Consider the following 24,757-nt stretch of genomic DNA (forward strand, 5'->3'; position numbering starts at 1 on the left):
TTGGAGAGCTATCGTTCCTCACGCTCAGCGTGGGAATGCCGTTCGTGACGCTCTGCGTCACAAATCTGCGCCACGCCGCAAGTCTAGGACAGGACGCGGAGCGTCCAGAACTGCATGCCGACGCGGAGCATCGGCACGATAGGTGTTCTCTCGGACGCTAATCATTCCTCACGCCTGACGCAGGGCATCGGCACGATAGTTACAGAACTATCGTTCCTCACGCTCCAGCGTGGGAACGCCGTTCGTGACGCTCTGCGTCACACAGCGATGCCATCAGCCGGTCAGTGGTGCTCGCGGGTAGCGCGGAATTTCACGTCGGGCCAGCGTTCTTCCATCAGCGCCAGGTTCACGCGGGTAGGGGCGAGGTAGGTCAGATGACCGCCGCCGTCTACTGCCAGGTTTTCCACCGCCTTGTTCTCAAACTCTTCGAGCTTCTTCTTGTCGTCGCAGTCGATCCAGCGGGCTGACCACACAGTGATCGGCTCGTAGGCGCATTCGACCTTGTATTCTTCCTTGAGACGGCTGGCGACCACATCGAACTGCAGCACACCGACGGCGCCGAGGATGATGTCGTTGCTGCGCTGCGGGAAGAACACCTGCGTGGCGCCTTCTTCGGCCAGCTGTTGCAGACCCTGACGCAGTTGCTTGGACTTGAGCGGGTCCTTCAGGCGTACGCGACGGAACAGCTCCGGGGCGAAGTGCGGGATACCTGTGAAGCCCAGCGCTTCGCCTTCGGTGAAGGTATCGCCGATCTGGATGGTGCCGTGGTTGTGCAAGCCGATGATGTCGCCGGCGTAGGCTTCTTCCAGCTGCTCGCGTTCCGACGAGAAGAACGTCAGTGCGTCGCCGATCCGTACGTCCTTGCCCAGGCGCACATGGCGCATTTTCATGCCCTTGTCGTAACGGCCCGAGCAGATACGCATGAAGGCGATGCGGTCGCGGTGCTTGGGGTCCATGTTCGCCTGGATCTTGAACACGAAACCGCTGAATTTCTCTTCCGCCGGCTCGACGGTGCGCTCGTTGGCCACACGTGCCAGCGGCTTGGGCGCCCAGTTCACCACGGCATCGAGTACATGATCGACGCCGAAGTTGCCCAGCGCGGTACCGAAGAACACCGGGGTCAGCTGACCGTCGATGAATTCCTGCTGGTTGAATTCGTGGCAGGCACCCTGCACCAGCTCCAGTTGCTCGACGAAGCGCTCGTATTCATCGCCCAGGTGGGCGCGGGCTTCGTCCGAATCGAGCTTCTCGATGATTTTGGTTTCGGTGCGCTCGTGGCCGTGACCTGCGGTGTAGACAATGATGTAGTCATCGGCCAGGTGATAGACACCCTTGAAGTCCCGGTAGCAACCGATCGGCCAGGTGATCGGTGCCGCCTTGATCTTGAGGACCGCTTCGATTTCATCGAGCAGCTCGATCGGGTCGCGGATATCGCGGTCGAGCTTGTTGATGAAACTGACGATGGGCGTGTCACGCAGACGGCAGACATCCATCAGCGCGATGGTGCGCGGCTCGACGCCTTTACCGCCGTCGAGGACCATCAAAGCCGAGTCGACCGCCGTCAGGGTGCGGTAGGTGTCTTCGGAGAAGTCTTCGTGGCCCGGGGTGTCGAGCAGGTTGATCATGTGGTCGCGATACGGAAACTGCATCACGGACGTGGTAATGGAAATACCGCGCTGTTTCTCCATTTCCATCCAGTCGGAGGTGGCGTGACGGTCGGATTTACGCGACTTGACCGTACCGGCGACGGAAATGGCCTTGCCCATCAGCAGGAGTTTTTCCGTGATGGTGGTTTTACCCGCATCCGGGTGGGAAATAATGGCGAAAGTGCGGCGTTTCGCGACTTCGGCGGCCTGTTGGGTCATGGGAAATCGCCTGGGATGGGATTGAAAAAGGGCGCAGATTATAGCTCAACTCGCGGCAATAACCGAACCGTTCAGACAATAAACGATGGCCAGATAATGTCTCGTGTGGGAACCTTTCAGGTCGTGGAGACGTCCACTCCCCCGTCAAGGCTCGCAACGAAGCCAACGCAAGGGGCTGATTCATCAGCATGTTGGTTTGACGAAGCTGCGCTTATGGCTTGTGTTTTCGCCGAGGTTAAACCCTTACCGGCGACCCACCCGCTGCTCTTCGCGAACGTTATTGCCGGCGTCCTCTCGGACGTCCAGGTCAACGCGTTCGCCGACTGAAATAAGGAGTCCGCCTGTGGCAAATCGCTATGGCAAGGGGCTATTGGGAGGTGCGGTTGCGATCGCACTCCTGGCCCTGCTGATCCACTGGATCGGCGTTAGTACTATCAAGCAATACCAGGATGACCTGCTGTTCTATCTTCAGGCTCACCTGATTCTGGTTGTGGTTTCAATGTTGGCGGCCCTGGTGGTCGGCATCCCTGCGGGCATTGCCCTCAGCCGACCGAGTATGGTTGGACGCGCCGAACGCTTCATGCAGATATTCAACATTGGCAACACCGTTCCTCCTCTTGCCGTTCTGGCCATTGCCCTCGGGATTCTCGGGATCGGCAGTGGGCCGGCGATCTTCGCGCTGTTCCTCGCCTCGCTGTTGCCGATCGTGCGCAACACCTACGAGGGCTTGAAAAACGTTCAGGGTTCACTCAAGGAAGCTGCTGTCGGTATTGGTATGACTCCGCGCCAGGTGCTGTGGCGTGTCGAGCTGCCCAACGCTGTACCGATCATTATCGGTGGCGTGCGGGTCGCGCTGGCGATCAATGTCGGGACTGCGCCCCTGGCGTTTCTCATCGGTGCCAACAGCCTTGGCAGTCTGATTTTCCCGGGCATTGCCTTGAACAACCAGCCGCAACTGGTGCTGGGTGCGGCGTGTACTGCTCTCCTCGCGCTGCTGCTCGATGGTCTGGTGATACTGGCCAGTCGTCTTTGGCTGGAACGCGGACTGGCTCGCTGAGCGAAGGAAATCTCATGAAAAGAATATGCTTGTTTTTAGGCTTTGCCTTGTTGTTTCCGGCATTGGCCCAAGCGGCTGATAAACCGCTGCTGCGCGTTGGCGCGCGAGTTTTCACCGAGCAGACCATTTTGTCTGAACTCACTGCGCAATACCTGCGGACCAAAAATTACGACGTGCAAGTCACCGGCGGCCTGGGCAGCACCCTGGCGCGCAGTGCCCAGGAAAGCGGCCAGCTGGATCTGATCTGGGAGTACACCGGTGTATCGCTGGTCAATTACAACCACATCGATGAAAAGCTCGACAGCGCGCAGACCTATGCCCGGGTCAAGGAAGTCGACGCAAAAAAAGGTCTGGTCTGGCTTTCCCCGTCGAAGTTCAGCAACACCTATGCCTTGGCCTTGCCGCAGAAAGTCGCCGACAAGTACCCACAGGTCAACACCATGACCGATCTGACTAAAGTCCTCAAGGACGAAGCCAAAGAGGGTCATCTCGTAGCGCTGGACACCGAGTTCGCCAACCGTTCTGACGGATTGCTCGGCATGGTCAAGCATTACGACATGAATCTTGGTCGTGAGAACACGCGGCAGATGGACGCCGGGCTGGTCTACACCGCGTTGCGTAACAGCCAGGTGTTCGCCGGGCTGGTGTACACCACGGACGGCCGCTTGAACGCCTTCAAACTCAAGGTTCTGCAAGACGACAAAAGCTACTTCCCGGACTACACCGCTGCTCCGGTCATCCGTCAGGACTATCTGGACAAGCATCCGGACATCGCCGCATTGCTCAAGCCACTGGCCGACCTGCTGGACACCCAGACCATGATCGACCTCAACGCTCGCGTGGACGTCGGCCATGAAAGCCCAACCACGGTTGCTGCAGATTTTCTGCGCCAGCACCCATTGAATTAAGGAAGGAGACGATATGAGTTTCTTGAGCGCCTTCTCCCATCTGGACTGGGCACAGGTCCTGCACCTGACCTGGCAGCACATTACGCTGGTGGGCATCGCCGTGACCCTGGCGATTGTCGTCGGTGTGCCGTTGGGCGTGTTGATGACGCGTTTTCCAGTGCTGGCGGGCCCTTTGCAGGCCAGCGCCACGGTGTTGCTGACCGTGCCGTCGATCGCCCTGTTCGGTCTGCTGCTGCCGTTCTACTCCAAGTTCGGCCAGGGCCTTGGCCCGATGCCGGCGATTACCGCGGTGTTCCTTTACTCGCTGCTGCCGATCATGCGTAACACCTATCTGGCCCTCACAGGCGTAGAGCCGGGTATCCGCGAAGCCGCCAAAGGCATCGGTATGACCTTCGGCCAGCGTCTGCGCATGGTCGAGCTGCCCATCGCAGTGCCTGTGATCCTCGCCGGTGTGCGCACCGCCGTGGTGATGAATATCGGTGTCATGACCATCGCCGCGACCATCGGTGCCGGTGGTCTGGGTGTACTCATTCTTGCTTCTATCAGCCGCAGCGATATGTCGATGCTGATCGTCGGCGCGCTACTGGTCAGCATTCTGGCCATCATCGCCGACCTTCTCCTGCAATGGCTGCAACGCACGCTGACTCCAAAAGGATTACTGAAATGATCGAACTCCAGAACCTCTCCAAGACTTTCCAGAGCAACGGCAAAGAAGTGAAGGCTGTCGATTCGGTCAGCCTCACGGTCAACGAAGGCGAAATCTGCGTCTTCCTCGGCCCGTCGGGCTGCGGCAAGAGCACCACGCTGAAAATGATCAACCGCCTGATCATGCCGACCTCCGGCAAAGTGCTGATCAATGGCGAAGACACCACCGGTCTGGACGAAGTGACCCTGCGTCGCAACATCGGCTACGTGATTCAGCAGATCGGTCTGTTCCCGAACATGACCATCGAAGAGAACATCGTGGTCGTGCCCAAGCTGCTCGGCTGGGACAAGCAGCGTTGCCATGATCGTGCTCGCGAACTGATGAGCATGATCAAGCTGGAGCCCAAGCAGTACCTGCATCGCTACCCGCGTGAACTGTCCGGCGGCCAGCAACAGCGTATTGGTGTGATCCGTGCCCTGGCAGCCGACGCACCCTTGCTGTTGATGGACGAACCGTTCGGTGCGGTCGACCCGATCAACCGCGAGATGATCCAGAACGAGTTCTTCGAGATGCAGCGCGCGCTGAACAAGACCGTGATCATGGTCAGCCACGACATCGACGAAGCCATCAAGCTGGGCGACAAGATCGCTATCTTCCGTGGCGGCAAACTGCTGCAGATCGATCACCCGGACACCTTGCTCGCGCATCCGGCCGACGACTTCGTCAGCAGCTTCGTCGGCCAGGACAGCACCCTCAAGCGTCTGCTGTTGGTCAAGGCCGAAGACGCCGCCGACAACGCGCCGTCGGTCAGCCCGGAAACCCCGGTCGCCGACGCACTGGAAGTGATGGACGAAAACGACCGTCGCTATATCGTTGTCACCGACAGCGAGAACAAGGCGATGGGCTATGTGCGTCGTCGTGACCTGCACCGCCAGCAGGGCACCTGCGCGCAGTTTTTGCGTGAATTCAACGCCACTGCCGCTTACGACGAGCACTTGCGCATCCTGCTGTCGCGCATGTACGAGTTCAACCGCGCCTGGCTGCCGGTGCTGGATGCCGAGAACGTGTTCCTGGGTGAAGTGACGCAAGAGTCCATTGCGGCTTATCTGAGCTCGGGCCGTTCGCGTGGCATGAAGACCAGTATTGTCTCGCCAGCCGAGCAAGTGGCTTCCTGACCGGCTGCGTTGCCGCCAGCACCATGGCTGGCGGCAATGTTCACACCTGGAATTTCTCCAGGCCACATTGAGTGGCGTCGTTTTCCTGCAATGCAGACGCAGTCATGGCGTCTGCAGCGTCGCTCTCATACAACGTTGTCACGACCCCCTGATACTCGACGTTCACTTCACAGTGGTCATTACCCTCGAACTTCTCGCTGCTGGTCCAGACCCGGTTGGACACACTTGAATAGTAGGCTTTGCCTTGGGTGATCTCGGAGGCATAGAGGTCGTTGACGAAAAGCTTGTAGTTATGCTTTTTAAAGGTGTCGCCCTCGAAATACACCTCCAGCAGGTCATCTGTTCTGACGACCTTCGCAACTGTCAGTCGCAACAACATGCTCTGGGCAATGGCCAGATAAGAACGGTAGGACGCCCGGTTTGTCACGCTGATGAGCGGGTTGCCGTTGACGGTCATGTACAGGGCATCAACGCTTGCCTGATCGACGCCTGCTACCAGTTGGGTCATCGTGGAGTCCGTGAAGAGCTGGCGGACAGGCAGGGCGATTTTTGCCTGTTCGACGTTGCCGGAGAACAGGGTATAGGTTTTCCCGATGCCTCCAGCTGCCGTGATGGTCACCTCTTGATGGCCTACGCCGCCGGGGCGTATCCAGGTGTTTTCAACAAGTTCTGAGCCGTTGGGGTAGCCCTTCTCAAGCGTTGCATAAGGAGGGGCTCCAAAGATGATCGTGTAATCATGACTCTTGAAAGCCTCATCCTCGAACGTGACCTGAACAAGTCCTGAGCTGACGATCACGCTACTTATGGTTTTTTGCAGGAGCAACCGTTGTGCACGGTTCAATAGTCGGCCGTGTGGTTCATCGGTCTTTGCTTCCTCCAGATTGAAGAAAAGAACGTCCAGCCTTGGCTGGGTAATGCCGGGCCTGAGTTCAGCGCAACGGTCATCGGTAAACAATGCCTTGATATTGAACAGCAGGATGGGACGTGATGCGGTACTGGCCGCGGTATATAGCTTGCCTCCAGCAAACACCTTGACCGACGCCTCATCCCCTTCGGAGATGGGTGTGTCGGCTTCAACGTAGGCGACGCCTTCTTCGATACGGGCTTCACAACCCACGCATTCGCCATTGTCTGTCCATGCCACTAACGTTCCGTTGAGCATTATTTCGTAGCGGTATGGCGTGTACCATTGCTCGGCAACCGTAAACTTTATCCGGTCTTGAAAGGTAGCGTGCACGCTGGACAGGATATGGGCGAGCTCCGGGATATAAGTGGTCAGCGGCAGAGCGATTGAAATCGTCGTCTCAGCGTCATTTTCCCAAATGGCCTTTGTCAACGGGGGCAGATCTGCGATCTGGTTGAGGGTTTCAGGGTTTGGGTACAATCCCCAGCGATCGAAGAATTCCGCCAGGTTGAGGTGGCTCAGCAGCGAGGTTTCGACGATAAAGCGCTGCGCTTTATCATCGCTGACGGTGGGCGGGTTGTGCATGAGCCGATAGCGCTGGTGCAATTGCGGGTAGAACGACGTACCGAAGCTAAGACGCAATTGCCAGAGCATGACAAGCTTGTGTCCGGCCTCCTTGATGTTGTCGTACTCTCGCAGGCTACTGGCCAGGTACTCTTTCATGGGGAGGTAACTGGAGTCGGCGCCTGTAGCACGGTCAAGGAAAAACTCTTGGGCGGCCATCGAATAGAGATTGACCGTGACCTCTGTCATTCCGGTGCCGGTGCCCCATGTCATGGGGCTGAGTTGTCGTTGATGGCCGCTTTCGTGCCAAGGGCCCCAACCATCCTCAGGTGCGGTTGACAGCAATCGCGCCAGCGCAGCCGATCCGTTAAACCCCATATGACCGTCTGTAGCAAACATGTAAAGCCGATCCGCTTCCACGTAGAAATGTTTACTGGGATCGAGCGCCCATTCCGTCGTGCCGTAATCGATCAGGCCTGAAATCCCATCCTGCGCTCTAATGGCATCATCGAAATTGCCCATCAGCTTCACGGGATTGGTCAGGTAGAGCTGTGCGCTCTGATAGCGCACCACGACAATAGCCCTCGGGCTGGTAAGCAGCACGACAGGCGCTTGGCTGTAGTGCGCCATTTGCTGTTCCCATTCCAGATTGGTCATATCCATCCTGAAAAACGGCACATGGTTGTACTGTCCTGTTATGTCCAGAACCACGTGACCAAGCGGGTCCAGATTGGTAAAGCCCAGCAGGCCTGTGTTGGTAGCGACAAGAACGTTCAGGCCACGTTGCAGCGGGTAGGAGGTGGGGGTCTCCAGTTCCGGCACCCCGATCACTGCAGACACCAGATTCATGTACAGACTGGTTGCTGTTATTTCCAGCCGATCGCCTTTCGTTACATAAATGTTAGTCGGCTGAAAGTCGGTGTGCCCTCTGGCCCGGGCCTGCCGTTGGCGATGACTTTCGGCAGAGCCGAAGCCCAAGGCTTGCCACCGGGTTTGGGCTTGAACTGCACTGGGCGCAACGGAGCTTGCGGCGTGAGGGTGTCGGTCATCCATGATCGTTACCTGAAAGGGCGGTCTGAGCTGTTTATTGAGCGCGCGACCTCTGCATCCGTCTACTGACAGAACTGACAGAACTGACAGGCTGATTGGCTTTGCGTGCCGGTGAATAAGGTGATGCCCAGCGTGCTGCGAAAAGGCATTGGCGAAGGCGGTGGGGAACATCTGCCTGTCATGCAGGTCGGTTAAACAGGTCCTTGGGAAGGCAACTCAAGAGCCCTGTGCAAAAACGCGACATTTTTTGTTGATATCCGGTCCCTCAGGTCCTAAAGTTCGCGCCGAACGTCCATGCTGGAAACGATCCATCCGGCTCAAGTACTGACGACGAGACAGCAAGGCCAGGAAGGCAGCCCTTCAGGGCCTTTTTGCTTTCGGCGACATGCCTTGGGAAGTAGGCGAACCAAAGTGGGGATACGGAGGGCGTTCATTTGTACCCATTGACCAATACCGTTTGCCAATAGGAGTTCCAGCAGCATGCCGATCAATGTCGAAGACTACTACTCAGCCGAAACCTTCAAGAAAATGAAGGCGTTCGCTGACAAGCAAGAAACCCCGTTCGTGGTCATTGATACTGACATCATCAGCAAGGCATATGACGACCTGCGTGCGGGCTTCGAATTCGCCAAGGTTTATTATGCGGTCAAGGCCAACCCTGCCGTTGAAGTCATCAATCTGCTCAAGGAAAAGGGTTCGAGCTTCGACATCGCGTCGATCTACGAGCTGGACAAGGTTCTGAGCTGTGGTGTCGGCCCGGAGCGCATGAGCTACGGCAACACCATCAAGAAATCCAAGGACATTCGCTACTTCTACGAGAAGGGCGTGCGTCTGTTCGCCACCGACTCCGAAGCCGACCTGCGCAACATCGCCAAGGCTGCACCGGGCGCGAAAGTCTATGTGCGCATCCTGACCGAAGGTTCGACCACTGCCGACTGGCCTCTGTCGCGCAAATTCGGCTGCCAGACCGACATGGCCATGGACCTGCTGATTCTTGCCCGCGACCTGGGTCTGGTGCCTTACGGCATCTCGTTCCACGTCGGCTCGCAGCAGCGCGACATCAGCGTCTGGGATGCTGCCATCGCCAAGGTCAAAGTGATCTTCGAGCGTCTGAAAGAAGAAGACGGCATCGTTCTCAAGCTGATCAACATGGGTGGCGGCTTCCCGGCCAACTACATCACCCGCACCAACAGCCTGGAAACCTACGCTGAAGAGATCATCCGCTTCCTCAAGGAAGACTTCGGTGATGACCTGCCGGAAATCATTCTCGAGCCAGGCCGTTCGTTGATCTCCAACGCAGGCATCCTGGTCAGCGAAGTGGTACTGGTTGCCCGCAAGTCGCGTACCGCGGTCGAGCGTTGGGTATACACCGACGTGGGCAAGTTCTCCGGTCTGATCGAAACCATGGACGAAGCCATCAAGTTTCCGATCTGGACCGAGAAGAAAGGCGAAATGGAAGAAGTGGTCATCGCCGGTCCTACCTGCGACAGCGCCGACATCATGTACGAAAACTACAAGTACGGCCTGCCACTCAACCTGGCCATCGGTGATCGTATGTACTGGTTGTCCACCGGTGCCTACACCACCAGCTACAGCGCAGTGGAATTCAATGGCTTCCCGCCGCTGAAGTCGTTCTACCTGTAAGCACTGTCCCGATATGAAAACCCGCGAGTGATCGCGGGTTTTTTTTGCGCTTCATCCGGGGTCAGGCAGTCAGGTCCTGCCCAGTATCGAACCCTTTGGAAAGACGCTGGATTTCCCGCACGTTGACCAGTAGCAGTCCTGATTCCAGGCGGTAACGCGAAGGTTTGTCAGCTTTACGCACGCCGATAATACGGCCTACACAGGCCCAGAGCAGTTCCCACATTCGCGACAGGTAGGCACCCAGATTACTGGCGGCCGTGTAGGCGCGGGTGTACCACCCGGACGCGCGGTACACATAACCTTGTGCACGAAACAGTCGTTCTTGCGCATCGATCGCTTCCGGCGTACCGAATGACAGCGGCGGGGCGTTTGCCAGATTTTCCCGGAGAGGGTTGCCCGGCGTCAGTCCGAACGTGCGGCTATAGCTAGAGATGGCGTCGTTCAGGAAGTCGATAAGTCGCGGCAGGATGGTGCAGATACCCTGGGTCAGTTTCTGTACTGTCTGGTCCTCGTTATCGAACTCTTTCTCGAACGCCATCAGCCGACCGCCTGCGGAGCCCCTCAGGTGCACGGCCAACTCCTGGTGCTGCGTTGCACTTGCGGAAAACTGCGTGAGTTCTGCCGTCAGGGCGTCGAGTCGTCGGTGCATCGCCATCAGCCTGGGCAAAAGCGTCGACCAGACAGACAAGTCCTTGTCGGCCCTTTCAAGCACATGGCGTAGTTCGGGAATGGGGTAGGCGCTGCGTCTGGCCAACGGCACCTGATCAAGATGGACCTTGAAAGAGCGGGTCAATGCCGGAAGCCTCTGCAAGACCTGCAGGTAAGTGGTGAGGTCCTTGAAATCGCTTTGGTACAAGAGTTGTCCTGTCATGCTGGACCCTCGAGAATTGATGACTTTTTCGCTGCTGTCGAACGGCAGGTGCACAAATGCGGGTTGCAAGGGGCGTACAGGCCATTCCCCTTGCAACCCGGGTTTGGGTGCTATCAGCGAATGCGGTTCAAGTAGCTGATCAACTGTCGGCCCGATTCGATCAGGCGCATGCTGCGTTGGCTGTCATCGGATGTGCCCGTGGTGTTGATGTCCAGAAAGCTGTCCAGCGTGTTTTTGATCTTCTGGTATTGCTCGACATAAGCGGCACGCTGCTCGTCAAAAGCGTTGAAGCATTCAAGCAGTTCAATGCGCTGCGCGAACCCCATTTTGTCCTTGTCCAGGCTTGCCAATTGCTGGGAAAGGGCATTGATGCGCTCGCGAAAGCCATCACGGCGTTTGATCATCGCGATGAGGTTGATCCCCGCAGCACCCTTTTCCAGGGTCGCCTTCATTTGCTCGAGCGCTAGCATGATCACGGCGAGTTGCGGAGGCTGCATTCCCAGGCTGAGCACCTTCTCCGCAGTGATCAAGGTGTCCTTGGCAATACTCGCCAGCCCTTTGCTTTCCAGAGCGTCAATAGCGCTGCTCAGCACTTGACGCTCGTCTTTCAACTTCGCCAGGCTGGTGTGAGAAGCATCAAGTTCGATGCCGGTTTTTGCTATGTCACCTTCCAGACTCTGTACAAACTCGGCAGTCTGCTGTCGATCGATACCTTGGGTCATGCCACTCACAGCACTGGCCAGTTGGTCGGCCGTTGCAGTGACATTGCTCACAAGGCGCTGACACTGAGCTTCAATATCTTCCAGATCCTCAGCATCCATGGGAGTAGCGGAGGATTGAGCGTACTGCCTCAGCAGGGCGGTCTTCGACTCGATATCGATGAGCAGGCGTTCAGCGTGTTCTCCGAGGCGCTGCTGTTCAGTGACGGCCAGGATGTTCAGGCGCGTGAGCTTTTCATAAAGGTTGGGCAGGTACTGGGTCTTGGCAAACAGCAGGTCTGCCTTTACCAGACTGTTACGCATGAGTTGCAGACTGCGAGTCATGACAGCGCGGTCAGGTACTTGAGCCGAGAAGGCGGTGTCATTGAGCGTGAGCGTATTTTTCATTGTCGAGTTATCCATAAATCCGTTTATATTCTTCATCGGCTTCCTTGAACACATTAAGCAATGCGTCCGAGTCGTCTTCGATGGTCTTCCAGGGTTGAACGACTTGTCTGAAGTGATTCATAAATTGCCTTAAAGACAAGGCGTCGTTTATTTCGGACGCCGATCCCGCAGACGCCTCAATGAACAGAAACAGCTTGTTCCATACGGTAATCAGGTTTTTAGTGGCCACGTCGGCATCGACCACAATCGTCGCCAGGTTCTGCAAATTAAACTTTACCCTGCTCAATGAACCCAGAATATTGTTCTTGCCTTGCAAGGTGTCTATGTCGGTGGCTTGTTGCGCCATTAATTCATTGCGTGCGTGCCTGACATTTTCAGCCTCGACGCCAAAGTAAATGCCCAGTGCCAGGCCGGCAATGTTCAAGCCACTGACCGAATTCAACGATTGTTGTACCGTCGCCTTGTATTCCTTGTTTTTTTCATCAATGTCCTTTGCGCGCTGTTCGATATCCAGGGTCAGCTTCGCCACGTCGGCCGGCAGTGAGCTGTTGTCGATGGCAACCATCTTGCGCTGTATCTCAGGCCCGACATACAGCGACAGGTCCAGGCCAAACTGATCCAGTTCCTTCTTGATGGTTTGGGCATCGGCCAGATTGGCGATGATCAGGTCCAGTATATCGGTGAGGTGGTAGCCGATTTCCTTGGTGATCTCCTTATCGTTTTCATCCAGCACGATGCCCGGGAAGTCCTTGCCCAGTTCAAGGGTCAAGCGTTTAACATCCTCCAGTGTCTTGATCTGATAATGATCAACGATTTTCCCGGCCCTGATGTCGTCGTTGATTTCTTCCATGCTTTGGCCGTACACCAGCATCTTGCCTGCGAAAACTTTCAGTTTGCTGCCTATGCCCAGGAGGTCGGTGCGCAGAGGACTCCAGCGACGCGCATGCCGGTGAATAAGGTTGAAGCTTTTCAGGAAGTCTTCAGGCTCAAGCCCGGCACCGGCGCCTTTTGAATAGCCGAGATAAACAATGACGTCTTCCAGTTCAACGGGCAGGGCGAGGCCCGCCAATTCATATTTCTTGAGGTTGATAATCTGCTCTTTGGTCAGAATCAAACCGGGTGCACGGGTGACCTGCTTGTTATTGGCAGACGACATCGTACCGAACAGTTCGGCCGTTTTTATCGCTTCGTCCGCCTTGAGGTCACCGGATATAGGTTCTGCCTTCATGACGTCATAAAACATTGGGTTCATGGATATGTCCTTATTTCCACTGGGAGAACAGAAATTGGTCCCCTCCACGAGTTGATGTTCTCGTGCTGAAAAGATTAGAGTTTCAAGGGCGAGGGCGTCAAAGCAGAAACATGGTTTAAAGATGTAAGATAAATGACTCTTTACAGTCAGTCTGTCGTGGGCAACTGCCTTTTTAAATGAAGGTGGTATATGTGTAGATTTAATGTTCTTGATCGGGATGTTTTGTACTCGTCAGCGGCGCGGATGAACAGGGAAACCCGCGTTGCCTCGATTTAAAGATGAGAATGTGTCGCGGTTGGAGCATAATGCGCGCCGCAGCCCGCAGAGGGGGGAGCGTCGGCGTTGAAGAAAGTCCTGTTTCAACTGCACTGGTTCTTCGGGATCACGGCAGGTCTGGTGTTGACCCTCATGGGGATAACCGGTGCGTTGTATTCGTTCGAGGACGAAATTCTCGATGCGCTGAATCCGGATGTACTGTTGGTCGAGTCGCGTGGTGCCACGCTGCCACCTGTTGAACTGGTGCGCAGGCTGGAGGCCGCGACCGGCCTGACGGTCGCTATCCTGCGTGTCGAAACCACCGGCAATCGTGTCGCCCAGGTCTTCTTCACGCCCAAAGCGGGTGAGCGTCGAGGTCCCAAACGCAATTTCGACCCCTACACGGGGGAGCTGAAAGGCAATGCGGTGGGGGAGGGTTTTTTCGACTTTGTCCTTAAGCTGCACCGTTATCTGGTCATGGGCGAGGCGGGCAAGCAGGTTACGGCGGCGTGTACGCTGATTCTGGTGTTCTTTTGCCTGTCCGGGCTGTACCTGCGCTGGCCTCGCGCAGCGCGGAACTGGCGAGTCTGGCTGACGGTTGACTGGGCGAAGAAAGGCCGCAGTTTCAACTGGGACCTGCATTCGATCTTCGGCACCTGGTGCCTGTTGTTCTACCTGTTGTTCGCCCTAACGGGACTCACCTGGTCGTATGACTGGGTGAGCAGCGGCCTGAATAAACTCATCGGTGATTCGCCCCTCGAGGAAGGCGTCGCTGCGCCAGCCAAGGCTGCTGAAAGATTGCCGCTGGTGGTCGATTACGTGGCGGTCTGGGACAGTGTCCAGAAGACCGCGGGGCCGGACTTGCGCGCTTACAATCTGCGCCTGCCTGCTGCCGGCGGTCAGCCTGCCACGGTGTTTTACCTGCTCAAGGATTCTCCGCACCCGCGTGCGCTGAACACCATCACCCTTGATCCGGCCAATGGTCAGGTCAGCTCGGTCGTACGTTATGCCGAACGCAGTTTCGGTGCGCAATTGCTGGCCAGCAATTACGCGCTGCACGTCGGCAGCTACTTCGGGCTCGTCGGGCGAATCATCATGACCGGCGCATCGTTGCTGATGCCGCTGTTCTTCATTACTGGCTGGTTGCTGTACCTGGATCGACGTCGCAAGCAGCGTGATATCCAGCGTGCTCGCGGTGAGGTTCAGGGGGATGACCACGACGCTGACGCATCCTGGCTGGTCTGTTTCGCCAGTCAAAGCGGCTTCGCGGAACAATTGGCCTGGCAGACCGCTGGCCAGTTGCAGGCCTCAGGATTGTCGGTGCGCGTGAAGCGGCTGGGCGATCTGAGCGAAGAAGAGCTGTGCCAAAGCCGCAATGCCTTGTTCGTCGTCAGTACTTTTGGTGACGGAGAGGCGCCAGACAGTGCCCGACGTTTCGAGCGCAAGCTGCTGGGTGGTCCGCTTTCACTGAACCAGCTCGATTATGCCGTTCTGGCGCTGGGCGACCGGCAGTACCCGCATTTTTGCGGCTTTGCCCATCGTTTGCATGACTGGTTGACCGAGCGGGGCGCTCGCAGCGTGTTCCCGCCCGTTGAAGTGGACAGCGCCGATCCTGCGGCCCTGCAACACTGGCAGCAGCAATTGGGGACGTTGACCGGCTCCGTGCCGACAGCGCACTGGCAGATACCGGTTTTCGTGAACTGGACGCTGGCCCGGCGTGTGCTATTGAACGCTGGCAGCAGTGGTTCGAAGGTTTACCTGCTGGACCTGACGCCGCCAACCTCTGCGCACTGGCAGGCGGGGGATCTGGTCGAGGTGATGCCGCGCCACACGCTAGGGGTCATCGAGCCGTTTCTCGCCGGGTTGGGTGTCGATCCGGGCGCATCGGTCAGCGTGGATGGCTTGCAGGAGCCGCTCGCACAGGCGCTGGAAAGCCGTCAGTTACCGCAGAACCGTTCGCATCTGGTAGGGCTGCATGCGCAGGCGTTGATCGAGGCGCTGGTGCCGGTCTCCGTACGCGAATACTCGATTGCCTCGATTGCGCAGGACGGCTGCCTGCAGCTTATCGTACGTCAGGAAGTGCATGCCGACGGCAGCCTGGGGCTGGGCTCGGGATGGCTTACCGAACATTGTGCCGTTGGCGGTGCCGTCAGCCTGCGTTTGCGCCGCAACAGCAGCTTTCATCTGCCTGTCGAACCCGTCCCGATGATCCTGTTGGGTAATGGCACGGGGCTGGCCGGTTTGCGCAGCCTGCTCAAGGCGCGTATCGCTCAAGGGCAGGTGCGCAACTGGTTTTTGTTCGGCGAACGCAACCGTGCGCATGACTTTCATTGCGGCGCCGAATTGCAGGGCTGGCTGCAGGCTGGCCATCTGACCCGCCTGGACCTGGCCTTTTCCCGCGACCAAGCGGAAAAAATCTACGTGCAGGATCGCTTGCGCGAGGCGGCCGATGAGCTTCGTGTGTGGCTCGATGAGGGGGCAGCGATTTACATCTGTGGCAGCTTGCTGGGTATGGCGGCGGGTGTGGATCAGGTGTTGAACGAGGTGCTGGGCGAGCAGGCAGTCAGCGAACTGATCGAGGAAGGGCGTTATCGGCGAGACGTGTATTGACTAGCGAAGATCGGACGCAGAGCGTCCAGAACTGCGTGCCCACGCAGAGCGTGGGCACGATAGTCTTGTAGCTTGTAGCTTCCAGCTACGCCGCTACAAATTGCTCGGCGTAATGGCAAGCCACCTGGCGGTTATCCACCAGGCGCAGCTCTGGCACTTCGGCTGCACAACGCTCGGTCGCATAGGGGCAGCGCTTGTGGAAAGCGCAGCCGCTTGGCGGGTTGAGCGGGTTGGGCAGCTCGCCGACGATCTTGATCTTCGGCTTGAGCGGGTCCGGGTGGATGGTCGGGGTTGCCGACAGCAGCGCCTGGGTATACGGGTGCAGTGGACGGTTGTAGATCTCTTCCTTGGGACCCATTTCCGCAGGCCGGCCCAGGTACATCACCAATACCGTATCGGCGACATGACGCACCACCGACAGGTTGTGGGAGATGAACACGTAGGCGGTGTTGAATTCCTGCTGCAGGTCCATGAACAGGTTCAGTACCTGCGCCTGAATCGATACGTCCAGCGCTGAAGTCGGCTCGTCCGCTACCAGCACTTTGGGCTGAAGCATCATTGCACGGGCCAGCGCGATACGCTGACGCTGACCGCCGGAGAACATGTGCGGGTAGCGCTGATAGTGCTCAGGGCGCAAACCGACCTGGGCCATCATTGCCTGCACTTTCTCGCGGCGCTCGGCGGCTGACAGGCTGGTGTTGATCAGCAGCGGCTCGCCAAGCTGATCCCCGACTTTCTGCCTTGGGTTGAGCGAGGCATAAGGGCTCTGGAAGACCATCTGCACGTCCTTGCGCAACTGCTTGCGCTCGGCCTTGCTGGCCCCGGCAACTTCCTGGCCGGCGATTTTCAGCGAGCCCGATGACGGCTCTTCGATCAGCGTCAGCGCGCGCGCCAGTGTCGATTTGCCACAGCCGGACTCGCCGACCACAGCCAGGGTCTTGCCGGCTTCCAGTTCGAAGGACACGCCGTTAAGCGCACGCACCAGCGCTGTGCCCTTGAACAGGCCGCGGGAGACTTCGTAGTGACGGGTAAGGTCGCGGGCGGTCAGTACGACGCTCATTACGCCACCTCCTGATTCAAGGGATAGAAGCAGCGCGCCAGACTGTGCGCCTTGGGATCAAGGGCAGGGCGTTCGGTTCGGCAGTTGTCGCGCACGTACGGGCAGCGCGGTGACAGCAGGCAACCCTGTGGACGGTCATAGCGGCCCGGGACCATGCCCGGCAGCGTGGCGAGGCGCTCTGCGCCCATGCTGTGCTCGGGAATGGCGGCCAGCAAGGCTTCGCTGTACGGGTGGGCAGGGACATCGAACAGCCCCGGCACCTGACCGACTTCGACAGCCTGACCGGCGTACATCACGCAGACACGCTGGGCAGTTTCGGCCACCACAGCCAGGTCGTGAGTGATCAGCACCAGTGCCATGTCCTGCTCTTTTTGCAGGCTCAGCAGCAGTTCCATGATCTGCGCCTGAATGGTCACGTCCAGGGCGGTGGTCGGTTCGTCGGCGATCAGCAGTTTCGGTTCGCCGGCAATCGCCATGGCAATCGCCACACGCTGGCTCATGCCACCGGACAATTGGTGCGGGTAAGCATTCAGGCGCGCGGCGGCGCCAGGGATCTCGACCTTTTCCAGCAGTTCCAGTGCACGCTGGCGTGCGGCCTTGCCCGACATGTTCAGGTGCTGGCGCAGCACTTCCTCGATCTGGAAACCCACGGTGTAGCTGGGGTTCAGAGCGGTCATCGGGTCCTGAAAGACCATCGCCAGATCTTTGCCGATGATGCGTCGACGCTGCCGCGAGTTGAGCTTGAGCAGGTCGTTGCCGTCGAAATTGAGTGCGTCGGCGGTGATGATGCCGGGGGAATCGATCAACCCCATCAGCGCCATCATGGTCACCGATTTACCGGAACCCGATTCGCCGACGATGGCCAGTACTTCACCCCGGTCTACGCTCAGGGACAGGCCGTCCACAACAGGTACGGCCTTGGTGTCGCCGAAGCGGACGTTGAGATTCTTGATTTCAAGAAGTGACATGCGAATCTCCTCAGGCGGCGTTCTTGAGTTTCGGGTCCAGCGCATCGCGCAGACCGTCGCCCATCAGGTTGATTGCCAGCACGCTGAGCAAAATGGTCAGACCGGGCAGGCTCACGACCCACCAGGCACGTTCGATGTAGTCGCGCGCCGAGGCGAGCATGGTGCCCCACTCAGGCGTCGGTGGCTGTACGCCCAGACCCAGGAAGCCCAGCGCAGCGGCGTCGAGAATCGCCGACGAGAAGCTCAGGGTGGCCTGAACGATCAGCGGTGCCATGCAGTTGGGCAGCACGGTGATGAACATCAGGCGCGGCAGGGTGGCACCGGCCAGACGGGCAGCCGTCACGTAGTCGCGGTTCAGCTCGCCCATTACCGCAGCGCGGGTCAGACGAACATAGGAAGGCAGCGACACGATGGCGATGGCGATCACGGTGTTGATCAGGCCAGGGCCGAGAATCGCCACGATGGCCACAGCCAGCAGCAGCGAGGGCAGGGCCAGCATGATGTCCATCAGGCGCATGACCGAAGGGCCGAGCACGCGAGGGAAGAAGCCCGCCAGCAGACCCAGGAGAATGCCGGGTATCAGCGACATGACCACCGATGCCAGACCGATCAGCAGCGACAGGCGCGAACCCTGGATCAGGCGTGACAGCAGGTCGCGGCCCAGTTCGTCGGTGCCGAGGATGAATTGCCATTGACCGCCTTCGAGCCACACCGGCGGCGTCAGCAGGAAGTCGCGGTATTGCTCGCTCGGGTCATGGGGGGCAACCCACGGCGCGAAAAGGGCGCAGAACACGATCAGGGTCATGAACATCAGACCGGCAACCGCGCCTTTGTTTTTCGAGAAGGCTTGCCAGAATTCTTTGTACGGGGATGGGTAAAGCAGGCTTTGATCGACTGCTACCGCAGGAGTAGGGGTGCTCATATCGATGATCTCAGCGCTGGTGACGAATGCGTGGGTTGGCAAAGCCGTAGAGGATATCCACCACGAAATTGACCAGGATCACCAGACAGGCGATCAGCAGAATGCCGTTTTGCACGACCGGGTAGTCACGGGCGCCAATGGCCTCGATCAACCACTTGCCGATACCCGGCCAGGAGAAGATCGTTTCGGTCAGTACCGCACCGGCCAGCAGCGTACCGATTTGCAGACCGAACACGGTCAGTACCGGAATCAGCGCGTTGCGCAGGCCGTGAACGAAGACCACACGGGCAGGCGACAGGCCTTTGGCGCGAGCGGTACGCACGTAGTCTTCACGCAGCACTTCGAGCATCGACGAGCGGGTCATCCGGGCGATCACCGCCAGCGGGATGGTGCCCAGCACGATGGCCGGCAGAATCATGTGGTGCAGGGCATCGAGGAACGAACCCTGTTCGTCACTGAGCAGCGTGTCGATCAGCATGAAGCCGGTGACTGGCGGAATGTCGTACAGCAGGTCGATCCGCCCGGAAACCGGGGTCCAGCCCAGCGTTACCGAGAAGAACATGATGAGGATCAGGCCCCACCAGAAGATCGGCATGGAATAACCGGCGAGGGAAATCCCCATGACCCCATGGTCGAACAGGGACCCTCGCTTGAGGGCGGCGATCACCCCGGCCAGCAGGCCGAGAATACCCGCGAAAATCAGCGCCGCCAGCGACAACTCCAGGGTTGCCGGGAACAGCGAAGTGAATTCGGACCAGACACTGGTGCGCGTACGCAATGATTCACCGAGGTCGCCCTGGGCGAGCTTGCCGATGTAATCGATGTACTGGGCGTAGAGGGGTTTGTTCAGACCCAGACGTTCCATGGCCTGAGCGTGCATTTCCGGATCGACACGGCGCTCACCCATCATGACTTCGACCGGGTCGCCCGGAATCAGACGAATCAGGGCGAAGGTCAATAAGGTGATGCCGAAGAAAGTGGGTATCAGCAACCCCACTCGGCGGGCGATAAAACTAAACATCTTGGTGTGTACCTCATCAGCCGGTTAGGCGTGCTCCGGCGAGTCTCGGGTTATGAGCTCGCCGGATTATTTTTCTACTTCACCCTGGTAGTGGCGAAGTTGTTATTGGTCAGCGGGCTTATTTGAAAGCCTTCGACATCTTTGCGCATTGCCACGAACAGTTTCGGGTAAGCCAGGCTGATCCAGGGCTGTTCGTTATTGAACACTTGTTGAGCCTTCTTATAGAGGGCGGCACGTTCCGCCGGTTCGGTTATTTTCCGGGCTTGAGTGATTGCGTCCTCGAACGCCTCGTTGCACCAGCGGGCATAGTTCTCGCCATTTTTGGCCGCGTCACAGCTCAGGTTGGGCGTCAGGAAGTTATCCGGATCGCCATTGTCGCCAGCCCATCCGGCAAAAACCATGTCATGTTCGCCATTTTTGGCGCGCTTGAGCATTTCGCCCCATTCCATGATGCGAATGTCTATCTTGATCCCGACCTTGGCCATATCCGACTGAAGCATCTGTGCGCCTACCATCGGGTTCGGGTTGGTCACCGCGCCGCCATTTCGAGCAAACAGGGTGAACACCTGACCCTCAGGTACGCCGGCTTCCTTGAGCAGCGCACGGGCTTTGTCAGGATCGTATGCGGGGCTCTTGCTGTCGGTGTCGTAACCCATCATGGTCGGTGGATACGGGCCGACACCTTCAGTGGCCTTGCCTTCGCCAAACAGTGCCCTGATGTAGGACTTCTTGTCGAAGGCCAGATTGATCGCTTGCCGCACGCGCGCATCGCTCAGGTATTTGTGCGAGGTGTTCATGGCCACGTAGCTGGTCATCATGGACTCCATCTCGTCGATCTTGAGATTGGGGGCATCCTTGATGTTGGCAATATCGTCAGGTTTTGGGTAAAGCGCAACCTGACATTCATTCGCCTTGAGCTTCTGCAGGCGTGTGTTGTTGTCCAGAGTGATGGCAAAGATCAGCGCTTCACTCGGCACTTTGCCTTTCCAGTAATTCGGGTTGGCTTTATAGCGGACTTGGGCGTCCTTGGCATAGCGAGTCAGGATGAACGGGCCGGTGCCAATCGGTTTGCTGTTGAGTTCGGCGGTCTTGCTGCTCTTGAGCAACTGGTCGGCGTATTCGGCGGAATAGATCGAGGTGAACGGCATCGCCAGATCACGCAGGAATGGCGACTCGGGATGCGTAAGGGTGAACTTGACGGTGGAGTCGTCAACTTTTTCGACGTCCTTGAGCAAGTTCTGGAAGCCCATGCTTTCAAAATAGGGGTAGCCGACCAGCGAAAGTGCATGCCACGGATGCTTGGGGTCCAACTGGCGCTTGAAGCTCCAGACCACGTCATCGGCATTCATTTCGCGGGTGGGCTTGAAGTAGTCGGTGGTGTGGAATTTGACGCCCTTTCGCAGTTTGAAAGTGTACGTCAGACCGTCGGGGCTTATCTCCCAGCTTTCAGCCAGGCCCGGTACGGTATCAGTGGTGCCTGGGGTGAAAGCTACCAGGCGTTCAAGAATGGTTTCGGCCGAGGCATCTGCCGTGACGGCGGTCGTGTACTGCACTATGTCGAAACCTTCAGGGCTCGCCTCGGTGCAGACCACCAGCGGTTTGGCCGAAACGGTTGCGGCGGCGCTGAGCAGCGCAATGGCAATCGACGCGCGGAGCGATAGCAGTTTCAATAGAAGCCTCCTTGTTAATCGAATAAGCCGTGACTGACCCTGTGTCAGTCACGGCTACGGGACCACTTAAAGAATGTTGAACGGAACGGTGGTCACCAGACGGAATTCGTTGATGTTGCCATCAGCCTGATTCTCGCTGGCGCGGTGCGTGGTGTAGGTGGCGCGGATGGCAGTGGCCTTGAGCGGGCCGGACTGCACGGAGTACGACGAACCAATGCCGTATTCGTAGTGAGTCTCGCCGTCCATTGCCAGTACGTCGGTGTAGCCGGTGCCTTTGTAGTGCGTACCGTCGATGTCCCAGCCACGTGCCTGGTAGATGTTGAATTTCAGGCCCGGCACGCCGTATTCGGCCATGTTCAGTACGTAGGCGACCTGCAGGGATTTCTCGTTCGGGCCGTTGAAGTCCGAGAGCAGGGAGTTGGCCAGGAAGATCGCGTTGGTGTCGTGGGCGTAGTCGAAATATTCGTTGCCGTTAACTTCCTGGTACGCAACGCTGATGCTGTGCGCGTTATGTGTACCGGTGAAGGACAGGCTGTAGGTATCGTTATCGATCGCGCCCAGCTTGCTCTGACCTGCATCCTTGGTCTTGTAGTAGTTCAGGTTGGTGCTGAGGGCGAACACCTTGCTGTCACCCAGTTCGTGGGTGAAGCCGAAGTAGTACTGGTGCCAGAAGTCTTCGAGATTGGATGCGTAGAAGCTGGCGGTCAGGCTGTCGGTCGGCTTGTAGTCACCACCAAACATGTCCAGACGGTCGGCGGTCTTGCTGCGATCACCGTACTCGGAGCGGAACTTGTCCAGGCTCTGTTCCATACGTGGCGATACGCGGTCGAAGCTGCCGCCCTGCAGGGACAGGTTGTTGAACTCGTCGCTCTGGATTGCAAAACCCTGGAAGCTGGACGGCAGTGCGCGGTTGCCGATGAAGGCGATGACCGGGGTGTTCACCGATTGGCGACCCATGGTCAGGACGGTGTTGGAAACCCGCGCCTTGACGTTGCCCAGGCCCATCTTGCTCCACTGACCGACTGCATCGCCGTCGCTGTGTGCCAGGGTGCGGTTGGAGTTGCCGGCAAAGTCGTCGGTGTCACGGTCCAGCGCAATGGCGTTGTACAGCGCCAGTTCGGTGGAGAAACCTACAACGCCCTGCGTATAACCGGAGGTGTAGTTGACGATCGTGCCCTGCTGCCAGTTGATGCGACGCGAGGTCTGCTCGGCAACGCCATTGTCGTTGTAGCGGAATACTTCGCCGCGACGCTTGAGTTCATTGGCGTACCAGTTACGGGTCGTGCCGGTCAGGTGTTGGTCTTCGATAAAGCCGTTGGCGTCGGCCTGTGCATTCTTTGAACTCAGCTCGGTCGGTACGAACGTCTGGCTTGCCGGTTCAGCCTGAACCAGTGCGCCGAACGACGAGAGAGACAATGCCAATAACGCAGTGCTAGTTGTTTTCACGATGTGCAGCTCCCTTTATCACTTTTTTATATGCCAGTTCTTTGAGCCTGGCTTTTGGTGGTGCAGGACTTTGGGTCCTGCGTTGTTATAGGTATCGACGCGCAAGTGCCCGCTCTCGCCGCGACACAAGACGGCGAGGGCGTGCGGGGTTTTCGATCAATCGACGATGCTGACGCCTGAGAAGTTGTTGCGACCGAACGGGCTGACGTGGAAGTCCCTGACCTCGGCGCGCAATGGCTGATTGACGGTCGAGTGGGCAATCGGTGTGATCGGCACCTGCTCCTTCAGGTAGCGCTGCGCCTGTTGGTACAGGTCGGTACGCTTCGCGCGGTCAGTGGTCGCAACGGCGGCCTTGACCAGATGGTCGTATTTTTCGTCGCACCACATCGAGTAGTTGTTGCCGCCAATCGCCGCGCAGCTGTAAAGCGTGCCCAGCCAGTTGTCCGGGTCACCGTTGTCGCCGGTCCAGCCGATCAGCGAGATATCGTGCTCGCCATTTTTGGTGCGTTTGAGGTATTCACCCCATTCGAAACTGACGATCTTGACCTTGATGCCGACCTTGGCCCAGTCGGCCTGAAGCATTTCGGCCATCAGCTTGGCGTTGGGGTTGTAGGGACGCTGAACCGGCATGGCCCATAGTGTCAGCTCGGTGCCTTCCTTGACGCCGGCAGCACGCAGCAGGGTCTTGGCTTTTTCCGGGTCGTAGGGCGCGTCCTTGATGCTGCTGTCATAGGACCACTGGGTCGGTGGCATGGCGTTGACTGCCAGTTGCCCCGCGCCCTGGTAAACCGCGTTGATGATCGCCTTCTTGTTGACGGCCATGTCCAGCGCCTGACGCACTTCCAGCTTGCCCAACGGTTCGTGGCGCACGTTGTAGGAAATGTAGCCGAGGTTGAAGCCAGGCTTCTCGATGATCTGCAGGCTTTTGTCTGCCTTGAGGCTGGCGAGGTCCGCCGGACGCGGGTTGACCGAGACCTGGCATTCGTTGGCCTTGAGCTTTTGCATGCGCGCAGAGGCGTCGGTCACGATGGCGAAGATCAACTGGTCGATTTTCACCCGGCTCGGGTCCCAGAACTCCTTGTTGCCCTTGTAGCGAATCTGCGAATCCTTCTGATAGCGCTGAAACACGAACGGCCCTGTGCCGATCGGCTGCTGGTTGATGTCGCGAACGTCACCCTTGGCCATCAGCTGTTCGGCGTACTCGGCGGAGAGAATGCCGGCGAAGTTCATCGCGATGTTCTGGATGAAGGCCGCATCGACGGTATTAAGGGTGAATACGACGGTCAGCGGGTCGGTCTTCTCGACGGACTTGATCTTCTTGTTCAGGCCCATACTGGTGAAGTAGGGGAACTCGGTCGGGTAAGCGACCCGGAACGGATGATCGGGCTTGAGCATGCGATTGAAGGTGAACAGCACGTCGTCGGCGTTGAAGTTACGGCTGGGCTTGAAGTTCTTATTGCTGTGGAACTTCACACCCTCGCGCAGATGAAACGTGTAGACCAGACCGTCTTCCGAGATGTCCCAGGAAGTCGCCAGCGCTGGAACCACGGTGGTATCGCCTTGCTTGAATTCGGTGAGTCGATTGTAGATCGGCTCGGATGCATCGTTATCGGTGGAGGAGGTGTATTGCGCACCGTCGAAGCCGGCCGGGCTCGCTTCGGAGCAAAACACCAGATTGCTTGCCGCCTGGGCAAACGGGGCCAGTGCCAACAGTCCCAGGCACGACGTCATCGCAAGAGTTTTACGCATGATGATCCCTATCC

The 24,757-nt window shown here is 58.0% G+C and carries 18 protein-coding genes; 6 read left to right on the forward strand and 12 right to left on the reverse strand.

Annotated features, from left to right (window positions below; all coding sequences use genetic code 11):
* Positions 1-281 precede the first annotated feature (281 nt).
* Positions 282-1,865, reverse strand: coding sequence for a peptide chain release factor 3 (locus tag LIX91_RS11930; RefSeq protein WP_003396266.1), 1,584 nt, complete (start codon positions 1,863-1,865; stop codon positions 282-284).
* A 343-nt stretch (positions 1,866-2,208) separates the two neighbouring features.
* On the opposite strand from LIX91_RS11930, the gene LIX91_RS11935 reads away from it, so the two are divergent.
* The 4 genes from LIX91_RS11935 to LIX91_RS11950 are packed head-to-tail and all read left to right on the forward strand — an operon-like array spanning position 2,209 to position 5,651.
* Complete coding sequence (locus LIX91_RS11935) at positions 2,209-2,922, forward strand: ABC transporter permease (RefSeq protein WP_003340453.1); 714 nt, start codon at positions 2,209-2,211, stop codon at positions 2,920-2,922.
* Between the two features lie 14 nt (positions 2,923-2,936).
* Complete coding sequence (locus LIX91_RS11940; protein ID WP_003419047.1) at positions 2,937-3,830, forward strand: glycine betaine ABC transporter substrate-binding protein; 894 nt, start codon at positions 2,937-2,939, stop codon at positions 3,828-3,830.
* Positions 3,831-3,843: 13 nt separating this feature from the next.
* Positions 3,844-4,497 carry an ABC transporter permease gene (locus tag LIX91_RS11945; protein WP_003313779.1) on the forward strand — a complete coding sequence of 218 codons (654 nt, stop codon included), beginning with the start codon at positions 3,844-3,846 and terminating at the stop codon, positions 4,495-4,497.
* Positions 4,494-5,651 carry a betaine/proline/choline family ABC transporter ATP-binding protein gene (locus LIX91_RS11950; RefSeq protein ID WP_003400013.1) on the forward strand — a complete coding sequence of 386 codons (1,158 nt, stop codon included), beginning with the start codon at positions 4,494-4,496 and terminating at the stop codon, positions 5,649-5,651. Before LIX91_RS11945 ends, LIX91_RS11950 begins: the two co-directional genes overlap by 4 nt.
* Before the next feature lie 40 nt (positions 5,652-5,691).
* On the opposite strand, the gene LIX91_RS11955 is transcribed toward LIX91_RS11950, so the two are convergent.
* Complete coding sequence (locus LIX91_RS11955) at positions 5,692-8,172, reverse strand: M60 family metallopeptidase (protein ID WP_226488527.1); 2,481 nt, start codon at positions 8,170-8,172, stop codon at positions 5,692-5,694.
* 477 nt (positions 8,173-8,649) lie between these two features.
* On the opposite strand from LIX91_RS11955, the gene LIX91_RS11960 reads away from it, so the two are divergent.
* Positions 8,650-9,813 (forward strand): type III PLP-dependent enzyme, encoded by a 1,164-nt coding sequence (locus LIX91_RS11960; protein ID WP_003368674.1) that lies wholly within the window; start codon positions 8,650-8,652, stop codon positions 9,811-9,813.
* 61 nt (positions 9,814-9,874) lie between these two features.
* Here LIX91_RS11960 and LIX91_RS11965 read toward each other — a convergent pair whose 3' ends face one another.
* The 3 genes from LIX91_RS11965 to LIX91_RS11975 form a co-directional block, all read right to left on the reverse strand.
* Positions 9,875-10,669: a hypothetical protein gene (locus LIX91_RS11965; RefSeq protein WP_226488528.1), complete on the reverse strand. Its 795-nt coding sequence runs from the start codon at positions 10,667-10,669 to the stop codon at positions 9,875-9,877.
* 128 nt (positions 10,670-10,797) lie between these two features.
* A complete protein-coding gene (locus LIX91_RS11970) occupies positions 10,798-11,790 on the reverse strand; it encodes an alpha-xenorhabdolysin family binary toxin subunit B (protein WP_032703249.1) in 993 nt (330 codons plus the stop codon).
* A 7-nt stretch (positions 11,791-11,797) separates the two neighbouring features.
* Positions 11,798-13,042: an alpha-xenorhabdolysin family binary toxin subunit A gene (locus LIX91_RS11975; protein WP_032703248.1), complete on the reverse strand. Its 1,245-nt coding sequence runs from the start codon at positions 13,040-13,042 to the stop codon at positions 11,798-11,800.
* A gap of 342 nt (positions 13,043-13,384) precedes the next feature.
* On the opposite strand from LIX91_RS11975, the gene LIX91_RS11980 reads away from it, so the two are divergent.
* Entirely contained in the window at positions 13,385-15,907 is a 2,523-nt protein-coding gene (locus LIX91_RS11980) for a PepSY domain-containing protein (protein WP_226488529.1), read from the forward strand.
* Between the two features lie 85 nt (positions 15,908-15,992).
* Here LIX91_RS11980 and LIX91_RS11985 read toward each other — a convergent pair whose 3' ends face one another.
* From LIX91_RS11985 to LIX91_RS12015, 7 genes are all read right to left on the reverse strand, one after another.
* Entirely contained in the window at positions 15,993-16,967 is a 975-nt protein-coding gene (locus LIX91_RS11985; protein ID WP_003313770.1) for a peptide ABC transporter ATP-binding protein, read from the reverse strand.
* Positions 16,967-17,935, reverse strand: coding sequence for an ABC transporter ATP-binding protein (locus LIX91_RS11990; protein WP_003419031.1), 969 nt, complete (start codon positions 17,933-17,935; stop codon positions 16,967-16,969). Before LIX91_RS11990 ends, LIX91_RS11985 begins: the two co-directional genes overlap by 1 nt.
* Positions 17,936-17,945: 10 nt before the next feature.
* Positions 17,946-18,857 (reverse strand): ABC transporter permease subunit, encoded by a 912-nt coding sequence (locus LIX91_RS11995; protein WP_003419030.1) that lies wholly within the window; start codon positions 18,855-18,857, stop codon positions 17,946-17,948.
* Between the two features lie 10 nt (positions 18,858-18,867).
* Positions 18,868-19,878, reverse strand: coding sequence for an ABC transporter permease subunit (locus tag LIX91_RS12000; RefSeq protein WP_003400038.1), 1,011 nt, complete (start codon positions 19,876-19,878; stop codon positions 18,868-18,870).
* 74 nt (positions 19,879-19,952) lie between these two features.
* Complete coding sequence (locus LIX91_RS12005) at positions 19,953-21,548, reverse strand: ABC transporter substrate-binding protein (RefSeq protein WP_100072559.1); 1,596 nt, start codon at positions 21,546-21,548, stop codon at positions 19,953-19,955.
* 66 nt (positions 21,549-21,614) lie between these two features.
* Positions 21,615-22,994, reverse strand: a complete 1,380-nt coding sequence (locus tag LIX91_RS12010) for an OprD family porin (protein WP_003419028.1) — start codon at positions 22,992-22,994, stop codon at positions 21,615-21,617.
* A gap of 156 nt (positions 22,995-23,150) precedes the next feature.
* Positions 23,151-24,743, reverse strand: a complete 1,593-nt coding sequence (locus tag LIX91_RS12015) for an ABC transporter substrate-binding protein (protein ID WP_226488530.1) — start codon at positions 24,741-24,743, stop codon at positions 23,151-23,153.
* Between the last annotated feature and the right edge of the window lie 14 nt (positions 24,744-24,757).

This window comes from Pseudomonas sp. B20 (assembly GCF_020515755.1).
GTDB classification, from domain to species: Bacteria; Pseudomonadota; Gammaproteobacteria; order Pseudomonadales; family Pseudomonadaceae; genus Aquipseudomonas; species Aquipseudomonas syringae.